General features: G+C 60.7%; 18 protein-coding genes. 11 read left to right on the top strand and 7 right to left on the bottom strand.

Annotation, left to right across the window (positions count from 1 at the left end; all coding sequences use genetic code 11):
- Both JNK74_22935 and JNK74_22930 read right to left on the bottom strand, forming a co-directional pair.
- The coding region (locus tag JNK74_22935) for a hypothetical protein (GenBank protein ID MBL7649043.1) at positions 1-3,887 on the bottom strand (3,887 nt) is incomplete at its 3' end.
- 262 nt (positions 3,888-4,149) lie between these two features.
- The gene (locus JNK74_22930; GenBank protein ID MBL7649042.1) at positions 4,150-5,694 is read right to left on the bottom strand and encodes a sigma 54-interacting transcriptional regulator; all 1,545 of its coding nucleotides are present in this window, start codon (positions 5,692-5,694) and stop codon (positions 4,150-4,152) included.
- A gap of 343 nt (positions 5,695-6,037) precedes the next feature.
- Here JNK74_22930 and JNK74_22925 point away from each other — a divergent pair, with 343 nt between their 5' ends.
- The 9 genes from JNK74_22925 (at position 6,038) to JNK74_22885 (ending at position 14,292) form a co-directional block, all read left to right on the top strand.
- Positions 6,038-6,232 carry a YezD family protein gene (locus JNK74_22925; protein ID MBL7649041.1) on the top strand — a complete coding sequence of 65 codons (195 nt, stop codon included), beginning with the start codon at positions 6,038-6,040 and terminating at the stop codon, positions 6,230-6,232.
- Positions 6,233-6,354: 122 nt separating this feature from the next.
- The gene (locus JNK74_22920; GenBank protein MBL7649040.1) at positions 6,355-7,809 is read left to right on the top strand and encodes a hypothetical protein; all 1,455 of its coding nucleotides are present in this window, start codon (positions 6,355-6,357) and stop codon (positions 7,807-7,809) included.
- A gap of 81 nt (positions 7,810-7,890) precedes the next feature.
- A complete protein-coding gene (locus JNK74_22915; GenBank protein MBL7649039.1) occupies positions 7,891-8,058 on the top strand; it encodes a hypothetical protein in 168 nt (55 codons plus the stop codon).
- 22 nt (positions 8,059-8,080) lie between these two features.
- A complete protein-coding gene (cysK, locus tag JNK74_22910) occupies positions 8,081-9,073 on the top strand; it encodes a cysteine synthase A (protein ID MBL7649038.1) in 993 nt (330 codons plus the stop codon).
- Positions 9,074-9,209: 136 nt separating this feature from the next.
- A complete protein-coding gene (locus tag JNK74_22905) occupies positions 9,210-10,292 on the top strand; it encodes a sulfate ABC transporter substrate-binding protein (protein MBL7649037.1) in 1,083 nt (360 codons plus the stop codon).
- Between the two features lie 86 nt (positions 10,293-10,378).
- Positions 10,379-11,212 (top strand): sulfate ABC transporter permease subunit CysT, encoded by an 834-nt coding sequence (gene cysT / locus JNK74_22900; protein MBL7649036.1) that lies wholly within the window; start codon positions 10,379-10,381, stop codon positions 11,210-11,212.
- The gene (cysW, locus tag JNK74_22895; GenBank protein MBL7649035.1) at positions 11,212-12,078 is read left to right on the top strand and encodes a sulfate ABC transporter permease subunit CysW; all 867 of its coding nucleotides are present in this window, start codon (positions 11,212-11,214) and stop codon (positions 12,076-12,078) included. Before cysT ends, cysW begins: the two co-directional genes overlap by 1 nt.
- 30 nt (positions 12,079-12,108) lie before the next feature.
- On the top strand, positions 12,109-13,176 hold the full coding sequence (locus tag JNK74_22890) for a sulfate/molybdate ABC transporter ATP-binding protein (GenBank protein ID MBL7649034.1): 1,068 nt from the start codon (positions 12,109-12,111) through the stop codon (positions 13,174-13,176).
- Positions 13,177-13,431: 255 nt separating this feature from the next.
- Entirely contained in the window at positions 13,432-14,292 is an 861-nt protein-coding gene (locus JNK74_22885; GenBank protein ID MBL7649033.1) for a hypothetical protein, read from the top strand.
- Positions 14,293-14,378: 86 nt separating this feature from the next.
- On the opposite strand, the gene JNK74_22880 is transcribed toward JNK74_22885, so the two are convergent.
- The 5 genes from JNK74_22880 to JNK74_22860 all read right to left on the bottom strand — a co-directional run bounded on the left by JNK74_22880 (position 14,379) and on the right by JNK74_22860 (position 16,886).
- The gene (locus JNK74_22880) at positions 14,379-15,161 is read right to left on the bottom strand and encodes a transglutaminase family protein (GenBank protein MBL7649032.1); all 783 of its coding nucleotides are present in this window, start codon (positions 15,159-15,161) and stop codon (positions 14,379-14,381) included.
- Positions 15,162-15,217: 56 nt separating this feature from the next.
- Positions 15,218-15,640 carry a putative toxin-antitoxin system toxin component, PIN family gene (locus JNK74_22875; GenBank protein MBL7649031.1) on the bottom strand — a complete coding sequence of 141 codons (423 nt, stop codon included), beginning with the start codon at positions 15,638-15,640 and terminating at the stop codon, positions 15,218-15,220.
- The gene (locus JNK74_22870; GenBank protein ID MBL7649030.1) at positions 15,624-15,857 is read right to left on the bottom strand and encodes a methionine repressor-like protein; all 234 of its coding nucleotides are present in this window, start codon (positions 15,855-15,857) and stop codon (positions 15,624-15,626) included. Before JNK74_22870 ends, JNK74_22875 begins: the two co-directional genes overlap by 17 nt.
- Positions 15,858-16,071: 214 nt before the next feature.
- A complete protein-coding gene (locus JNK74_22865; protein ID MBL7649029.1) occupies positions 16,072-16,551 on the bottom strand; it encodes an SRPBCC family protein in 480 nt (159 codons plus the stop codon).
- Positions 16,548-16,886, bottom strand: coding sequence for a helix-turn-helix transcriptional regulator (locus JNK74_22860; protein ID MBL7649028.1), 339 nt, complete (start codon positions 16,884-16,886; stop codon positions 16,548-16,550). The genes JNK74_22865 and JNK74_22860 overlap by 4 nt, the downstream gene beginning before the upstream one ends.
- Before the next feature lie 190 nt (positions 16,887-17,076).
- Here JNK74_22860 and JNK74_22855 point away from each other — a divergent pair, with 190 nt between their 5' ends.
- Entirely contained in the window at positions 17,077-17,856 is a 780-nt protein-coding gene (locus JNK74_22855) for a DUF4159 domain-containing protein (GenBank protein MBL7649027.1), read from the top strand.
- Between the two features lie 91 nt (positions 17,857-17,947).
- Positions 17,948-18,421, top strand: coding sequence for an SHOCT domain-containing protein (locus tag JNK74_22850; protein MBL7649026.1), 474 nt, complete (start codon positions 17,948-17,950; stop codon positions 18,419-18,421).
- The last annotated feature ends 25 nt before the right edge of the window (positions 18,422-18,446 follow it).

Raw genomic sequence — 18,446 nt, 5'->3', positions numbered from 1 at the left:
CCTTCACCTTCACCTTCACCTTCGCCCTCGCCCTCGCCGGCAGCCCCGACAACATCCAGGGAGCTTGTGCAGACGGCAGCACCCGATCCAGGACCCTCGGCGGTCACCGTGTACGTACCATCATTTACCGTTCCCCACGACACAATAATGTAATAGGCCTGCACTTGCGACGGCGCCGGTCCCTTGGGCGAGGACGCATCCAGATTGACATCGAGTGTTCCATCGCCCGCAGTGGATGTGAGTCGTGCGAGACGTTGCTCGGCCTGCTGATATCGAGCGTTGGTCAGGCTGACGATGAGTTGCGCCGCCGTACCCGTCTGAGGCGGATCTGGCGACACCTGAATCGTACAGGCGGGAGGCGCCCAGGCCACCGTGAGGGTACACGGGGAACTTTCAGCGTATGTTCCGTCCAGCGGGTGTTGCCATTCATAGTGGATCTCATAGACTATCGAATCTTGCTGCGCCGAAGGTGAGAAGTTGTCCGATGTGATCAAGGCGAATGTGCTGGAGGTTCCCGTAGCCGGTACGTGCATATCCAGGCCGTCATTCCCGCTGATGTGGAGTCGATCTACATTGGCAGGGTGGGGCACCGTAAAGGTCAAATTTCCACCCTTGCCGCCCGCCTGCGGGTCGACATAATTCATGAGAATACTCGTGCCCGTCTCCGACCCCAAATTGTCTGACACGGTTGCACCGGCGCAGTCCGGCAAGGGGGTACCCTGTACGTCGATTTTGTAGTCCTCCACCTCTCCATTGGGCACATTCAGGATGGCGTCGGAAACGGGGATCGTACTGAAGCGGAAGCGGGCATAGGTGTCAATATTCGATTCAATCGTCACAGGCAATTCAAAGGAGAGATGATTCACCCCCGCAGTTACGGCAACGGCGTTCAGGTATCGCTCACTGCCAAAATCAAAGGTGCCGTCGAGATTGAAGTCGAAAAAGGCGGTAAGATAGCCGTCGACCGACACGGTCACATCCATGGTGGCGGTTGCGCCGGCGATCATCGGGCTGGTAAACACAACGCCGTTGTCGAAATCGACCTCGAATTCTTTTGCGCTGTTGTTGTCATCGCCATCCGCGCCCTGGCTCGGCTGGCCATCGGAATCGGCGTCGATGCTACTGCCCATATAGGTAATTCCATCCACGCCATGGACTGCGCCGTTGTTTTGCCGCAGGGTGCCGTAGCTCGCGGGGGCATCGCCATAGTCGCCCCCGCGAATGGGGATGGCGTAGTCTTCCACTTCGCCCCCTTCAACCAGGCCCGTGGCAGAGAGCACGGGTTGATTGTCCACACGGAAACGAAGGTGACACGTTGAAAATGCCGCGGCGGCCAGCGCGCCGTTGAACGGGTTGAATGCGAAGGATGCGGCCGGAAAAGGCAATGAAAGGGCAGAAACAGGAGCCTCATCAGGGTCGTTCCAGTCGCCATCGCCGTTGTAGTCGATCCAGGCGCTCAGGTAGGCAGGCCGTTCGCTTACCGTGTAACGAAAGTTGGTAAGTCCCCAACCCACAATGAGCGCTTCCGGCAGCTCAATGCCGTCCTCGTCATCGTCGCCATTCAGATCGTCTTCATCGGCGCTGCTTGTGGGTTGCCCGTCTGTTTCCGCATCGACGGTGCTTCCCAGAACAGGGCCCGCGCGCAGAATGTGTCGTGCGCCATCCACACTCTTCAACGTTCCGTATTGAGCGGGCGCGTCGCCGTAGTCGGTATCGGGTAAGAACTCGAGCAGGTAATCTTCGACCTCGCCATCCGGCGCCAGTCCGGAAGGGCTGGCTACCGCCACGGTGGAATAGCGAAACCGCGCCACACCGCGCTCGACGACTTCCGCATCGGGGTCTATGTTAAGGGGGATCTCGTTGACGCCCGACCCCATTAGGTCGTTCCCGATAAAAATTTCTTCTCCCGTGTCGGCCCAGTCGCCGTCATTGTTAAGATCGATCCAGCAACTCAACAGTGCCCCTGATCGCGAAGCAATGGCCATGATCTTACCCTCCGATCCCGGCTTTATCGCGCCCTGTATGTGGATGCCGTCATCATCGTCTCCATTGGCTTCCGCGCCGGGCTCCCCATCCAGTTCACCGCTTACGCCGTTGCCCAGATAGGTGAGACCATCGAGGTAGTGGCGCGCGCCATCGGAACTGCGAAGGGTGGGAAAGAGGGGATCGGGGGCATCGCCAAAGTCGAGCCGTTTCACCGTCACACTGTAGTCTTCCACTTCCCCATCCGGGGCGGGCCCGTCGTAGCCCAGGGTGGCGCTGGTGCTTATCCGGAAGCGGGCGATTACCGCGTTCGTGCCCTCGGGCGGAAGGGCATTCAACGTAAATGACAATGTGTTCGGACCCTCTGCCAGGGCGACATTGGAAAAGACTTGCTCGTCCATGTCATCCCAGTCTCCGTCGCCGTTTGCGTCGATCCAGCCCTGGAGATAGCCTCCGGCGGCACTTGCGGTCACCGTTACGGTGGAGGACTCGCCCAGCACTACTTCGGAAGCAAATACGACACCGTCATCATCGTCTACCGTACCGTTATTGTCATCGTTGTTGGCCAGGGCACTCGGCTGTCCGTCCATCTCGTAGTCAATAAGATTTCCCAGGATGGGTCCGGACCCCGCCCCATGGTTCGCACCGCTACTGGCCAGTGTGGTGGGAAAGGTTGGATCGGGTGCGTCGCCGAAATCATAAATGGCCACGTTGACGGCGTAGTCTTCCACTTCCCCGTCATTGGCCCTGCCCGAATAGCTGAGAGCCGCATCACCACTGAAGCGGAATCGGGCAAAGGTACTCGTGGCGGTTGCCGTCGCGGGCACAGAGAACCCGAGTTCATTGGCGCCAGCGACAAGCTCCATGTCGGTGAATATCTGTTCGTCGACCCCGCTCCAGTTTCCGTTCCCGTCAAAGTCAATCCAGGCGTTCAAGTAACCTGCCGCGGAGGCCGTCACGCTCAGGCTGGCCAGGGATCCCGCCGAAATGGCCTCGGTGAAGGTCACACCGTCTTCATCGTCGATGTTAATTTTATCATCACCCAGGGCTTCGGCATCAGGTTGACCATCAGGCTCGTCGTCTACGGCGGTGCCCAGAAAGCGTGCCGAGGATTGAATGTGGGACGCTCCCGAGTTTGCACTGTAGGTCGAGTACGAGGCGGGCGCGTCGCCGTAGTCCTGCTTCAGGTCATAGCCGACCGTGAGTTCAGGGCGAGTGCTCTGGGTGTCGTTTTCACGACTGGCGAAGCCCTTGAGTGTACCAACATTGAAGGGGAAGCCTATCGTGACTTCATCCCCCATCAGTATCCAGCCAAAGTTATCTCCGTGGTCGAGCCAGTCCTGTACATCCTGCACCATTTGGCTGGAAGACCAGGTGAAATCCCCAAGAAAACTTACGTCGGTTGAGGCGCTTGTCACGCCCGAGTAGTCGCCCCCCGCCGCATTCCACGACGTGGCGTTGTAGCTTCGGTGTATCCACGTGGCATCTCCCGATTCGGCAATTGCTCCCGATCCGTTGGTGATGATTTCTTTGGAACTCGATTCGCCCCAGCCGGCGAGAACCTTGCTCAGCGATACGGTATTCGACGTGCCGCTGGGGTTACTGACAAGGCGCAGCTTCAGGGATACCGAGACGATCGTCGCGCCCTGGGGGATGTTTCCCGCTATATCGAACTGAACCAGCCCTCGCCGGATTGGCTCAGAGCCTGTGGTCCTCCCCGCGTAGAGGGTTTCGCCCGCTCCATTGCTGAGGCTGCCCGCGCTGCTCTCGAACAGGGTGTTGTCCTGACTGGCTGGAATCGAAACCATTTCCGTCGCAGAAGTCGAATCGACGGCAATCGAAATCAGGAGCAGAAGCAGTCCAATAGCTGCAGGTGTTCGACGAAGTAGTCTGGAGGCGCTCATAACAATCCTGGTTTCGGCTGTGTGGAGGTCCGCGCTGCACGGGACAGTAAACTGGTACCAAGAGTATTGTATAAAACTCCCGGTCAGGGCAAGGCGCGTCTTTTCGTCGGTTGAAGGAACTGGGCAGGCCACGCCGATTGACGCACCCCGATGGGCGCAGTCAGGGCCGCGAGCGACCCGCCTGATTTATGGATGGGCCTCCGCGACGCTATGGGCGCGGTGATCTGAGACCAAGTTCACCGGTATCCGGGGCGAATCCGGCTTACTTCCGAAAGCTGTTCCACTCGACGCGGAGTTTGCGCATGCGGGCGCGCAGGGTGTGGGGGTTGATGTCGAGGAGGTCGGCGACGCCGCCCTTGCCCTCAATCTTTCCGCCGGTGTGGGCGAGGGCGCGTTCGATGTGTCGTTTCATAGCTTCGTCGAGGGTGACGATGGGGCCAGTCTCGGCGATATCTGGCGCCACGGCCTGGCCAGAGGCGCGCTGGCCCACGGGCGCGATGCCGAGGGCGGCGGCGACTTCCAGCCTTGCGCCATCTCCCAGGAGGGCGGCGCGATCCAGCACCGAGGCAAACTCGCGGACGTTGCCGGGCCACGAATAGGCCGCGAGGAGGGCCAGATCGGCCTCGGTGGGCGTCTGGGGCCGAAGTCCGAAGCGGCGCGCGGCCCGGTCCGCAAAGTGGGCCGCCAGTTCGGGGATATCTTCCAGGCGCTCGCGGAGGGGTGGCAGCATGATGGGGAAGACGGCGATGCGATACCAGAGGTCTTCGCGAAAGCTGTGTTCCCGGACCATCATGGCGAGGTCGCGGTGGGTGGCGGCGACGATGCGCACGTTCACATGGAGCGACTGCTCCCCCCCCACGCGCTCGAAGACACCCTCCTGCACGACGCGGAGGAGGCGGACCTGTGCGGCGGCGGAAAGCTCGCCGATTTCATCGAGGAACAGCGTGCCGCCGTCGGCGCGTTCGAACCAGCCGCGCCTTGAACCGGTGGCGCCGGTGAAGCTGCCTTTCTCGTGGCCGAAGAGCTCGGAGTCGATCAATTCATGGGGGATTGCACCGCAGTTCACGCGGATGAAGGGGCCGTTGGCCCGGGGAGAGCTGTCGTGAATGGCGCGGGCGACGACTTCTTTGCCGGCGCCGGTCTCGCCGAAAATCAGCACGGGCACCTCGGAGCGGGACACGAGGGCGGCCCGCTCGAGTACGGAGCGCAACCCGCCTTTGGCGCCGATGATCTCGTTGGTCAAGGCCTCTCGGCCGAGGCGATGGAGCAGCTTGATCTTGTCGGCTTCAGCGGCCTCGCGCAGCGCGATAAGCTCATTGAGGCGCCGATCATTTTCCAGTGCGACGGCCAGGGGCTCGCAGAGTAACTCCGCGAGGCGCGCATCGGCATCGCCAAAGCGGTGGCCCGGTTGGGCACCCAGCATGAGTACGCCAAGGGTATCGTGCTCGGAGCGGAGCGGCAAGGCGAGGATCTGATTGCTGAGTGCATCGCACAACTCCAAGGGAATGGCGGGTACGGGAGCGGCGGCATTGAAGGCGACGGGGGTGCCTGTCTTGCACCAACGGGCAAGGGTGGCAACGCGCCGCGCATCGAGGGCGGGCGCGGGCAGGGTAGCCTCGTCGTCTTCGAGCACGGCCCCGAGGCGCTCGACGCGCTTGAGATCGGGGTCCACATGGAATAGCTGCATGCCATGGAGCGCCATGGGATCGGCGAGCAAGGGGGCGATCCGGGCGAGTGATTCATCAAGTTCGATATGGCGGCAGGCTTCGCGCCACACGGAGAGCAGGAGTTCGTGGTGTCTTTTCATGGCGGGAGTATACCGCAAATGTACTGGACAATGCGAATGCCTGTTATTTTTACCCGGCATATTTGCTGGATCTTGATGGGTTATCTCGAATCTGCTGGCTCACAATTCGGCTCCGTTGCCATCAAGTATGACGGATACCAGCCTTAACCCATCGAGCACACTCACGTAAGCCATCTGATAGCAAAGACTTAAACAAACAACACCGAACGACGCCGCCCGCCGCCAGGTGGCCATCTCGAAACTGGCACGCTGGCTGCTCTACAGGCATCCCTTTCAGGACGGTCAACCTATGGCGATCGCCCTGATCGGGACCCGTAAAACACCCCATGAGAATCGAGGAAATATGAGCAGCGAAGTAAGCCAGGAGAAAAAACCGGGGCCTGAGGCATCCCAGCGCATCGACCCGTCCATCACCGAGGCGATTCTGGTGGCCATCGGCAGCCTGCGCTATGGGTCTGTGGAAGTGACGGTCCACGACGGGCGCGTGGTGATGATTGACAAGCGCGAGCGAATCCGACTGGCCACCGGGGGCCACTGAGCATACCACCCCGCCCACCGCATCGGCGGAGGCATTTTGAAACATCCACTGCAGAGAACGGGCAGCAGATTTACCGGATATTCCGGAGTTCCGAGTCTTGGGAAATGAAGGAGAGACGAATCATGAGAACGAGGAATTGGTGGGGCTTGTCCCTGGCCGCGGCGGGCATCGCCACGACGGCCTGGGGCCAGCCACCGGGAACCCCGACGCCGGAAGAAGTGGCCGCGCTGCGGGAGCAGGTGGAAACGCTGACGCGGCAGTTGAACCAGTTTGAGGCGCGCTACGCGGCGGACCAGGACAGCATCGTGGAGAAGGTCGATGCGGTACAGGCGAAGGCGGAGAGCGTGAAGGACAAACAGCCGGTGGTGAGTTTGAATGGCGAGGGACTTCGGATAAAGTCCGATGACGGCGCTTTTGAGAGCCGCATACGGGTGCGACTGGGACACGACTGGGCCTGGTTCAATCAGGACCGCGAACTCAAGGGCGCTCTCGGCGACGAGCAGGACGGAACGGACTTCCGCTTTGCGCGCATCCAGCTTCAGGGCAAGGCGTGGGAAGATTTCACGTACACGGCGGAGTTCGACTTCGCGGGACAGAACGGCGAGGACACGCCGAAGTTTCGCGATGTCTGGTTCCAGTACAACGGAGTTCCCTACGGCGGCGACCGCGCCTTTGATGTGAAGGTGGGTCATTTCAAGGAACCTTTCAGCCTGGACGAGATCAATGCGATCACGGCGTGGCAGTTCCTGGAAAATCCGTTGCTGGACGTGTTCGTGCCTTCGCGCAACGCGGGCATCCAGCTCAGCGATGCGCTGCTGGGCGAGCCCAAGGCGGAACGGTTGACCTGGGCCCTTGGCGCGTTCAAGGAGACGGATGACTGGCCGAGCAGCAACGACTCCGACGAGGATCAGGGGTACCAGATCACGGGCCGTGTGACGGGTCTGCCGTATTACGCGGAAAAGGGCCGGCAATTGCTGCACCTGGGCGCGGCCTTCAGCCACCGCAATCCCGATGGGGCTGTGGTGAACTATGGCGTGCGACCCGAAAGCCGCGTTTCTCTGTTCCGTTATGTGAATCCGGACGCGTTTCCGGCAGGTTTCCGTTTCCGCGATACCCATGCGGACGACATCAATCTGTATGGCCTGGAACTCGCCGGCATCTTTGGGCCGCTTACATTCCAGAGTGAATACGTTCGCTCGGACGTGGAGACCAGACTCGGCGGCGACCTCAGCTTCGACGGGTACTACGTCCAGGCGGGTTACTTCCTGACCGGCGAGAATCGCGTCTACCGCCACGACAGTGCACGCATCGAGAACCCCGTGGTGAAGCATCCCTTCACGTTGCGCGGTGAAGAGCGCGGTTGGGGCGCCTGGGAAGTGGCCGCGCGTTACGGAGCCGTGGACATCAGCGATGGTCCGGTGCGGGGCGGCGAACACAGCAGCCTGACGCTGGGCGTGAACTGGTTCCTGAACCAGAACGTCAAGGTCTCCACAAACTACATTCACAACGAGATTGACCACGACTTGTATGAAGGCGATTTCGACGTGGTGCAGACCCGCTTTCAGTTTGAATTCTAAGGGGGCCGGGACCATGTCCCGAGTCGCCTGACTACGATAAACAACTTTCAATCAACAACCGAAGACAGAAGGAATATTCACATGAAACACATCAAGACCTCCAGCCGCATCCTTTCCGCCCCCGCCCAGGCTTCCCTGATCGAGACCCAGCAGAAGGTGGCCGTGTTCGGCGCCTTTGCGGCGGCCCTCGGGGTGTTTGGCGAGAGCATCGGCATCCTCCTGGGCCTCCAGGAAGAGCAGAACAAGTAGTCTGATTCAAGGAGTCCCTGACATGTCGGTCAAGAAGAGCATCGTGGATACAGTTTTCGAGACACCGCTGGTGGATGTGAGCGCGCTTATTCCCGCGCGCGAGCGCCGGGCGCGGGTCCTTCTTAAACTGGAGTTCTTCAACCCGCTGAGCAGCGTGAAGGACCGCATCGGGCGCGCGATGATTGAAGCGGGCGAGGCCGAGGGACTCCTTACACCGGATACGCATATCATTGAGCCCACCAGCGGCAATACCGGCATCGCGCTTGCCTTTATTGCCGCTGCACGGGGCTACCGGCTGACGCTGACGATGCCGGAGACGATGAGCATCGAGCGTCGCCACATGCTGCGCGCACTGGGCGCCAGCCTGGAGCTGACGCCGAGCCACAAGGGCATGGGCGGCGCGATCGAGCGGGCCCGAGAGCTTTCGCGCTACACGCCGCACGCCTGGACACCGGGCCAGTTCAGCAACCCGGCGAACCCGGCGGTGCATGAACGCACAACGGGTCCGGAAATCTGGCGGGCGTCCGAAGGCACGGTCGATGTGGTCGTGGCGGGTGTCGGCACAGGGGGCACCATCACGGGAACGACCCGCTATCTTCGAGGCCAGAATCCGGGTGTGCTTGCCATTGCGGTGGAGCCCAGGGAGTCGCCGATACTTTCCGGCGGCAAGCCCGGTCCGCACCGGATTCAGGGCATCGGCGCAGGGTTCGTTCCGGAAACGCTGGATGTGTCGCTGTTGAACGCGGTGGAAACCGTCACCAGCGATGATGCGGCGGGCTGGTCGCGAATTCTGGCTTCTTCTCAGGGGATCCTGGGGGGAATCAGTACGGGTGCGAATGTGTGTGCCGCGGTGCGGGTTGCGCAGCGTCCTGAGTATGAGGGCAAGACCATCGTGACCTTCGCGTGCAGCGCGGGCGAGCGGTACCTGTCGACGCCCCTCTATTCGGACGCCTACGAGCACACCGATGTGAAGAGCCTGCTCCAGCAGGCCTATGAGATCGGGGCGGGACTGTAGGAAGGATGAAGGGTGAAGGGTGAGAACCCGCCTATTTGACCCATCTGCCTATTCGGCCCATAAGACCCAGAAGACCCAGAAATTCGCGCAACGCGCTATCGAAAAAACAACAGAAACGACCAAAGGAGTACACACCATGAAACTAACCCTGAACCTTAAACAAGCCCTGCGCAATGCGGGCGTGGCGCTTGCGCTGGCGGGCATCGCGGCCGGCGGCGCCCAGGCCGCGGATATCGAACTGCTCAACGTGTCTTACGATCCGACGCGGGAGCTCTACGTGGAGTACAACGAAGCCTTCGCGGCGTATTGGAAGGAAAAGACGGGCGACAACGTTACCGTCCAGCAGTCCCATGGCGGCGCGGGCAAGCAGGCGCGGGCGGTTATCGACGGGCTGGAAGCCGATGTGGTGACGCTGGCCCTGGCCTATGACATCAGCGCCATCGCCCGGGAAGCCAAGCTTTTCGGCGAGGATTGGCAGACACGGCTGCCCCACAACAGCTCCCCCTATACCAGCACGATTGTATTCCTGGTGCGCAAGGGCAACCCGAAGGGCATCAAGGACTGGGGCGATCTGGTGAAGGAGGGCGTGGAAGTGATCACGCCGAATCCGAAAACGTCGGGTGGCGCGCGCTGGAACTACCTGGCGGCCTGGGCGTACGCGCTGAAAAAGGAACTGGGCGATCTGGCCGTGCTGAAGGACCCCAAGCAGGCGGAAAAGGTGAAGGCGGCGGACGCGAAGGCGCAGGCCTTCGTTAAGACGCTCTTTTCCCACGTGCCGGTGCTGGACTCCGGCGCCCGTGGCAGCACCACGACGTTTGTGCAGCGGGAGATTGGCGACGTACTTCTGGCGTGGGAGAACGAGGCTTTCCTGTCGATCGAGGAACTGGGACCGGACAAGTTTGAAATCGTGTATCCGTCGCTGAGCATTCTGGCGGAGCCGCCCGTGACGGTGGTGGACAAGAACGCGAAGAAGAAGGGCACGGAGAAGGTTGCGGAGGCTTACCTGAAGTACTTGTACTCCCCCGTTGGCCAGCGCCTTGCCGCGAAGCACTTCTATCGCCCGATCGAACCGAAGCACGCGGATCCCAAGGATCTTGCCCGCTTCAAAGAACTGGACCTGGTGACGATCGACGGCGTGTTCGGCGGCTGGGACGTGGCGCAGGAAAAGCACTTCAACGACGGCGGCATCTTTGACGCCATCTATGCACCGGGGAATTGATTCCCGATTGAAACGGTCGACGGGCCCGAAGGCGATGCACCACGCGCCTTCGGGCCCACCCCACGAGGAGAGAAATCTTGTTTAAGTTGCTCAAGTCCCACACGGTGTTGCCCGGCTTCGGGTTGACCCTGGGCTTTACCCTCCTGTACATGAGCCTGATCGTGCTGATTCCCCTTTCGGCGCTTTTCGCGAAGACCGCCACCATGGGCGTGAGCGAATTCTGGGCCGCGGTCACGTCGGCCCGCGTGCTGGCATCGTACAAGCTGACCTTCGGCGCGTCATTCGCCGCGGCGCTGGTAAACACCGTTTTCGGGTTTGTCACGGCGTGGGTGCTGGTGCGCTACACCTTTCCCGGAAAGCGCATTGTGGACGCGGCGGTGGACCTGCCATTCGCCCTGCCCACGGCGGTTTCGGGGATTGCGCTCACGGCCATCTACTCCAAGAACGGCTGGATAGGCCAGTTGCTGGAGCCGCTGGGTATCAAAGCCGCCTACTCGCCTCTGGGCGTGGGCATTGCCCTTACCTTCATTGGATTGCCCTTCGTCGTCCGCACCCTCCAGCCGGCGATGGAAGATTTGAACAAGGAGCTGGAGGAAGCCGCCGCCAGTCTGGGCGCGACGCGCTTCAAGACGTTTTTCCGCGTGCTCCTTCCCCCACTCGTACCGCCACTCTTGACGGGCTTTGCGCTGGCCTTCGCGCGGGCCATCGGCGAATACGGCTCGGTGGTGTTCATCTCCGGCAACATGCCCATGAAGACGGAGATCACCAGCCTGCTGATCATTACAAAGCTGGAGCAGTTTGACTACGCGGGCGCCACGGCGATTGCCGTGGTAATGCTGCTGGTGTCCTTCGTGTTGCTGCTGCTCATTAACCTGCTCCAGTGGTGGAGCGTTCGCAACTATCAGGGAGGACACGCATAATGGCGACCGCAGCCTCTCAGCGCTTTCCCAAGCCCCAGGCGGCCATTACCGAGCCGCGGTGGCTCCGCGTTCTTCTTATAACGATTACCGTGCTGTTCCTGGCCTTTTTCCTCTTTGTGCCGCTGGCGGCCATCTTCACGGAAGCGCTGCGCAAGGGTATCGGGGCCTATTTCAAGAGCTTCAACGATCCGGCGGCCCTGTCGGCCATCAAACTGACGCTGCTGGTGACGGGCATTTCCGTGCCGTCGAACCTTGTCTTTGGCCTGGCCGCGAGCTGGGCGCTGGCCAAGTTTCAGTTCTGGGGTCGGAGCGTCCTGATTACGCTGATCGACTTGCCCTATGCGGTTTCTCCGGTGATTTCCGGCCTGATTTACGTGTTGCTCTTCGGGCTTCAGGGCTGGCTTGGCCCGTGGCTGAGCGAGCACGACATCAAGATAATTTTTGCGGTGCCGGGGATTGTGCTGGCGACGATGTTTGTGACCTTTCCCTTTGTGGCGCGGGAGCTGATCCCCATCATGCAGGAGCAGGGCACGGAAAACGAGCAGGCGGCGCTTTCGCTGGGCGCGTCGGGCTGGCAGACCTTCTGGCGGGTCACGGTGCCCAACGTGAAGTGGGCCCTGCTCTACGGCGTCATCCTGTGCAACGCCCGAGCCATGGGCGAGTTCGGCGCGGTGTCGGTGGTCTCCGGTCACATCCGGGGCAAGACCAATACCCTACCGCTCCACGTGGAGATTCTGTACAACGAATACAACTTCGTCGCGGCCTTTGCGGCGGCGTCCGTGCTGGCCCTGCTGGCGCTGGTGACGCTCGTGCTGAAGGCCATCGTAGAACGGCTGGCCCACGAGGGCAGCAAGTCCGCATCGTAAGTGCGCCCCATTCGCACAGGAGTTTGATTGATGAGTATTGAAGTTCAAAATGTCACCAAAACCTTCGGCACATTTCGAGCGCTGAACGATGTATCCCTGACGGTAAATACGGGCGAGCTGGTGGCCCTGCTGGGGCCCTCCGGATCCGGCAAGACAACGCTGCTGCGGATTATCGCGGGCCTGGAGATTCCGGACCCGAATCCCGAGACCAAGATCCTGTTTCACGAGGAAGATGTGGCCCGGGTTTCGGTGGGCAAGCGCCGCGTGGGCTTTGTATTCCAACATTACGCGCTGTTCCGCCACATGACGATCTTTGAAAATGTCGCGTTTGGGCTTCGCGTGCGTCCACGGGCGACACGGCCGGCAAAGGCGGCAATCGAAGCGCGCGTACATGAATTGCTCCAGCTCGTGCAGCTCGACGGACTGGCCAGGCGCTATCCGCACCAGCTCTCCGGCGGGCAACGGCAGCGTGTGGCCCTGGCCCGCGCTCTGGCCGTCGAGCCCAGCGTGCTCCTGCTGGATGAACCCTTCGGCGCGCTGGATGCGAAAGTGCGCAAGGAACTTCGGGCCTGGCTGCGTCGTCTGCACGACGAGATCCACGTAACCAGTGTATTCGTGACCCACGATCAGGACGAGGCCCTGGAAGTGGCGGATCGGATCGTTGTGATGAATGGCGGAAGGATCGAACAGGTAGGCACGCCCGACGAGGTGTTCCACCACCCGAAAACCGAATTCGTGATGCGCTTTCTGGGCGAAACCAACGACTTCCACGGTCGCGTGGATTCCGGCACGGTGCAGTTTGGTTCAATGGCGCTGCCCTACCCCGAAGCGCGTCAGCAGGTCGTTGGCGATGCGCGGGTGTTTGTTCGGCCCCATGATCTGACTATAGACACCAAAAAGGAAGGCGATTCTTCGCTGGAGGCGTCGGTGGTGCGCGTGCAGTCGGCGGGGTCGCTGGTGCGGGTGGAACTGAAGACGAGTGACGGCCAGGAATTGGCGGCGGAGGTATCGCAGGAACGCTTCGGCACGATGCGCATCGAGGTGGGCAGCACGGTCTATGTGCGACCGCGGCACATACGGGTGTTTTCGGGGGCTTGACGCTCGATCTATTTACCTCAGATACCTTCTCGCCGCCCTTTGGGTTTGACTCCATTCACTTTGGAGCCCTTACTCAAAGGGCGGGCTGCTTTTTCGCTCATGCAGCTTTCAGGCCGCAGCGCGGGAATGTCTGGTCCGCAGATTCAGAGTGTGGCGTTGCTTCCGCAGCAAGATATCGCTACAGTATGGAAAGATTGACTAAGAACAGAAAAGTAATTCGGCAGAAACTGGAGGCGCACCATGAAATTCTCTCATATGGCATATCTAATCGCTGGCATTGCGTTTTGTTCGACCTTGGCCTCGGAAGCGGAGTCCACACAGAACGACGACTTGTGGCGTCTGGTTGCCCAAGCGCACACGATTGTTGGGGGACGCCTGATAGTCCCCGTCGCTGAAATCCAGGCAGCCGCCGCCGCGGGCGAAGGGCGATATGTGAATATCACGGTGGGCACAACGCGGGTGTTGAAGCGTCCGACTCAATCGGCGTCTGTTTCCATACAATGGTGGACCGAGCCGAACTCCAATGGACCGACCGTGGGTACGATTGAAAACCTCGATGGACAGGAGGCGATACTCTTTCTTACCCAGTTCGATGAAGCCGGGCCAGGCCACTTCTTTTTGCGCACACCGAAGGCACTCCAGGCATCTTCGCCGGAAGCCTGGGCCGCGATTGAAGCGGAAGTGAGCGCCCAGGAGGCAATCCTCAAGAACTATCAACCCCCGGCAATAAAGGACACCGAATTTCGGCGGGTCCGGAAGCTGGTCGATTCCTTGACCCACCCGGAGCGGGCGGAAGAAGCACTCAGCGAGCTACAGTCTTTGGGAAAGGAATCGGTGCCCGCGATGATCCACCTGATGGACGACCGGCGCTCCCTGACCGTAAAGCAAATCACCGTGTCGATGCCGGCCGGGCACTGGGAAGGCATCGCGCACTACGCACCGCAATGCGTGGTCGACGTGATGTCAATCCTATTGAGTCGCATCACGGGCGAATCCTTCGGTACGCTCCAGAACGGCGGGTCCGAACGGGAACGAGCGGCTGCGGTCGACGCCTGGCGAGTTTACCTCCACTATTTGACAATTGAATCGGAGACTGCGCTCGACGGTAGGCCCTGAAATGGCCTCCCGCTTGTTACGCGAAGTCTATGCCGCAGAGCGGAACGATATGCATTCCCACGGAGGACCGTGGGAACGAGTGTGCTCTACAGCCGCTCGACGTTCACTTCCATCCGCAACAGCGGCACGGGGTCGCCGAACTGGGTGTAGATCGCCACATCGGCGGCGTCGCGTCCGTAGGCGATGGCGACGCGGGCGCCCTGGAGGTCTTGCTGGGTGGGGTCGAAGGTGTACCAGCGGCCTCCAATAAAAGCCTCGAACCAGGCGTGGAGATCCATGGGTTGGAGGCCGTCGAGGTAACCGACGACCATGCGGGCGGGGATGGAGAGGGCGCGGCAGAGGGCTATGCCGAGGTGGGTCATGTCGCGGCAGACGGCGTGGGTGCGCTGGTTGACCTCGGTGGCGCTGATGATCTCCTGTCCGCAGCCGGGGGCATATTGGATAGTGGCACGGATGTAGTTCACGATGGCGGCGCACTGGTCGTAGCCCGGGGCCCAGCCGACGGTGATGGCGGCGGCCATTTCCCCGAAGCGGTCGGACTCGCAGTAGCGGCTGGGCAGGAGGAAAGGCAGGGTCGCTTCGGGCAATTCCTGCACGGGGTTGAACCACGCACCGGGCGCGGTGTCGGAGGCGTCGGCTGTTTCCACTTCCGCAGTGGCGCGGATGGTGAAGGGGCCCGGCGGGGCCACAAGTCGCTGGCAGAGGTTGCCAAAGGGGTCGGTGAATTCTGACATGGGGACTTCGGGGGTACGGGTAAATTCCTCACGGAACACGGATTGGTGGTCGCCACTCTGGGGGCGAAGCATGAGGAGGAAGGGGGTTTCCGTGACTGCGTGGAATTCGAGGAGACAGGATGTCTGGAGCCGCATAGTTTGTTTCCGCAATGATTCATGTATGCCGGTTTGGCACTTGCCTTTGACAAGTTTTACGAATCGTTTGCTGAGAGACGAGCAAACGCTTCCCGTGGGGTGACAATTGGAATATCTTCCACATGGCCAAGCACCACCATATGGCCTTTGTCGCCCGACACGATAAGGTTTGCATTTCCAGCGATTGCGGCTGCCAGGATGAGGTTGTCATCCGGGTCCGCCGACACCATTGGAACTTGAACGATTTCCACAAGCAGAGACTTTGACAGCATGAGATCCAGCAGGTCCGCTACCTCTGCCGAATCGATACGCCCCTTTATCCGTGTATAGCCCGTTACCCGCCTAAGTTCCGATAACTGGTGTCTTGAAGAAACGAGCTCGAAGGCATCGTCAAGCCAGAGCTGAAGTAGTCGACCCGAATGGCCCTCTCTTCCCAGCAGGCCCGAAACGAGCACGTTCGTATCAAGAAGGATTCTCACGCGCCCATTTCACCGCTTCTTCGGCCAAAGCGTCCGCCTCCTCGGGGCTCAGGTCGGCGTTTCTATCCTGAATAGCCCGCACGGTACGCCGCAGAAGCTCCGCGCGCACCGCCTGATCCACAAAGTCAGCGAGGTCTGCGGAACCGTGCTCATGTGCGAGGTAACGCTGCACTCGGCGGTCCGTGTCGTCTGGTATGGCAAGGGTCCACTGCGTCATGGGCATCTCCATGCAATTGAGTTGCGTTGCTTAAGTTTACACCATGGAGGCGGAGCCGCAAAATACTTCAACCGAAGCAGCGAGCGGTGGCCCCCGTGGTTATGCCTCCGATTGCAGGGACGGCAGGGACGACAGGGACGGCAGGCCTCTTAGACCAGTCGTCGCTGTTGTCACTGCCGTCCCTGTAACGTGGCATTGGGTAAGTTTGACGGTATCAGCCCAGCGTCTTCGCGTGCTCCACGAGCTGATCCAGCGCGGTGGCCCAGCCGTCGTGGAAGCCCATGTCTTCGTGCTGCTTTTTGACTTCAAGGCTGTTGTGGAGCGCCATGGCGATGTAGCGGGTTCCGGCGCCTTCGGGTTGCATGGTGACGACGCCGGTCATGAAGGACTTCTCTGCGGGGCGGTAGCCGGGCAGGAGGGCGTCGGTGAAGACGAGGCGCTCCATGGGCACGACTTCGAGATAGCAGCCCATGTTGGGGAATTCCTGACCTTCGGGGGAGAGCATGGTGGTGCGGAAGATGCCGCCGGGGCGGAGGTCGATCTCGCAGTCGCTTACGCCCCAGGGTTTTGGGCAAAACCAGACCTTGAGGTGCTCCGGCTCGGTCCAGGCTTTCCAGACAAGTTCCACGGGGACATCGATGACACGCTCGAGTTTGAGGTCGAGGGCGGGGTCGAAGGCATAGGGAATCCTCATTGCTGCTGCTCCTTGAGTTTGAGAAGGTATTCGTCCAATTGATCCAAACGGCGTTCCCAGAGCGAGCGCTGCCGGGCGAGCCAGTCTTCGACGGTGTGCAGTTTTGCGGCGTCGAGTTTGTAGGTCCGAACGCGGCCCGTTTTTCTGGAGCTCACCAGTCCGCTGTCTTCGAGGACCCGCAGGTGCTGCACGAAGGAAGGCAGGGCCATGTCGAAAGGCTCGGCCAGTTCGCTGACGGAGGCCGAACTGAGGCTCAATCGCTCCAGGACGCGGCGGCGCGTGGGGTCCGACAGGGCCTTGAACACGGCGTCGATGGGCTCGGCGACGAGGGACATGATTTACTCCTTGTGATGGCCCGGGTGGGGTTCTCACTGCTGCGGATTGGATTATAGCAGAAGAGAATACTTAGGTCAACACCTAATTGTTTGAAATTCGGGTGTCTGGTGCGAAATTGTGTCCCAGAACCGGCACTTGCGGCGTCTATCCGCAGGGGGCTACACTCCCTTGTTACGAGAGGGCATTAGGGTGAACGACGAAAAGCACAGACGGCAGTTTCTGCAGACGATTGCGGCGGGGAGCCTGCTTGCCCTCGCCCCCACGGCGCTTGCCCAGGGTCGGCGCACGCGCAACACGACGGAAGACGAGGATCCGAGCGTGTTTGTGTTTTCCCGGCTTCAGTTTCGCACCATCAACACGACGCAGGACGAGTGGGACTGCGGAATCGACAAGGACGAGGATCTGCTTCGTTTTGTTCGGGAGACGACGAACATCAAGCTGTCCGAGAAGACGTTTTACGAGCGATCCATCTCGATAGAAGACCTGCGACAGGCCTATTTCCATCCGGATGCGCCTTCGGTGGCCTTCAGCCGTCCCTTTATCTTCATGACGGGCAGCGGGATGTTCGAATTCAACGAACCGGAGGCGGCGACGCTGCGCGAGTATATCAAGCGGGGCGGGTTCTGGTATGTGGATGACTGTATCGCCAAGGACAACCCGAACGCGTTTTACAAGTGCTTCCTTCGGGAGTTCAAGAAGGTCTTTCCGGATATGGAGATGGTTCCGGTGCCGAAGGACCATGAGATCTATCACTGTGTGTACGACATGCCGGATGGCGCGCCGTGGGTCCAGGGGGATCGTTCTTCGGACATGGGTCTTTTCATCGACAAGCGTCTTGCGGTGCTGTTGACCTCGGTGGATCTGCACTGCGGCTGGCGGTGGGAATTCACGAACCGGACGGTTCACGCGGACAAGACGATCTGCCGGAAAATGGGCGTAAATATTATTGTGTATGCGCTGACCCATTGAGGGCGGGTGCGCCGCGCGAATAGATTGGGGCGGTTGGCGGTAGTTGAGGTGCAATCGAAAGGCCAGATTTTGGCGCAAACAGGGGATCAAAATGGCAAAGAGAAATGTTTCCGAAGGCAGGCGCTCCATTTACATGGTCGGGCAGGTGTTGGTCGTGGTGGGCATGCTCACTTTTGGTTCCGTATTCGTAACGTTCGCAATGGATTTTGGCCGCTTCGATAATTTTGTGGGCCGTGCCCAGTCGTTTGCCATGCGGGCCTTTGGCGGCATGGCCCTGATGATAGCGGGTGGCGCCCTGGCTGGGATTGGCCGTGCTGGCCTGGCGGGCTCCGGTGTGGTGCTCGATCCGGAACGGGCGCGAGAAGACCTGGAGCCCTGGGCGCGCATGGCCGGGGGCATGATGAAAGACGGCTTGGACGAGGCGGGAATTGTGGTGGGCACGCCGGCGGGGAAGCGCGCGGACTTTGGGGAGCGGTTGCGCGAGCTTCACGCGCTGCATCAGGAGGGGATTCTCTCGGACGAAGAATATGCGCGGGAGAAGGCCGAGGTGCTGGAGCGGAACTGAAGGTCGCGGGCTGGAAAGATTGTGA

Source organism: Candidatus Hydrogenedentota bacterium, assembly GCA_016791475.1.
In the GTDB taxonomy this organism is placed as follows: Bacteria; Hydrogenedentota; Hydrogenedentia; order Hydrogenedentales; family JAEUWI01; genus JAEUWI01.
Note: the sequence above shows the minus strand (reverse complement) of the source record. Positions and strands in the feature narration are given on the sequence as shown.

Bases quoted from the DNA above. Each gene is read 5' to 3' on its own strand.
- JNK74_22905 (MBL7649037.1), top strand. From the start codon at position 9,210: ATGAAACTAACCCTGAACCTTAAACAAGCCCTGCGCAATGCGGGCGTG.
- JNK74_22860 (MBL7649028.1), bottom strand. From the start codon at position 16,886: ATGTCCCTCGTCGCCGAGCCCATCGACGCCGTGTTCAAGGCCCTGTCG.
- JNK74_22850 (MBL7649026.1), top strand. From the start codon at position 17,948: ATGGCAAAGAGAAATGTTTCCGAAGGCAGGCGCTCCATTTACATGGTC.
- JNK74_22890 (MBL7649034.1), top strand. From the start codon at position 12,109: ATGAGTATTGAAGTTCAAAATGTCACCAAAACCTTCGGCACATTTCGA.
- JNK74_22870 (MBL7649030.1), bottom strand. From the start codon at position 15,857: ATGACGCAGTGGACCCTTGCCATACCAGACGACACGGACCGCCGAGTG.
- cysW (MBL7649035.1), top strand. From the start codon at position 11,212: ATGGCGACCGCAGCCTCTCAGCGCTTTCCCAAGCCCCAGGCGGCCATT.
- JNK74_22930 (MBL7649042.1), bottom strand. From the start codon at position 5,694: ATGAAAAGACACCACGAACTCCTGCTCTCCGTGTGGCGCGAAGCCTGC.
- JNK74_22865 (MBL7649029.1), bottom strand. From the start codon at position 16,551: ATGAGGATTCCCTATGCCTTCGACCCCGCCCTCGACCTCAAACTCGAG.
- cysK (MBL7649038.1), top strand. From the start codon at position 8,081: ATGTCGGTCAAGAAGAGCATCGTGGATACAGTTTTCGAGACACCGCTG.
- JNK74_22880 (MBL7649032.1), bottom strand. From the start codon at position 15,161: ATGCGGCTCCAGACATCCTGTCTCCTCGAATTCCACGCAGTCACGGAA.
- JNK74_22920 (MBL7649040.1), top strand. From the start codon at position 6,355: ATGAGAACGAGGAATTGGTGGGGCTTGTCCCTGGCCGCGGCGGGCATC.
- JNK74_22885 (MBL7649033.1), top strand. From the start codon at position 13,432: ATGGCATATCTAATCGCTGGCATTGCGTTTTGTTCGACCTTGGCCTCG.
- JNK74_22915 (MBL7649039.1), top strand. From the start codon at position 7,891: ATGAAACACATCAAGACCTCCAGCCGCATCCTTTCCGCCCCCGCCCAG.
- JNK74_22925 (MBL7649041.1), top strand. From the start codon at position 6,038: ATGAGCAGCGAAGTAAGCCAGGAGAAAAAACCGGGGCCTGAGGCATCC.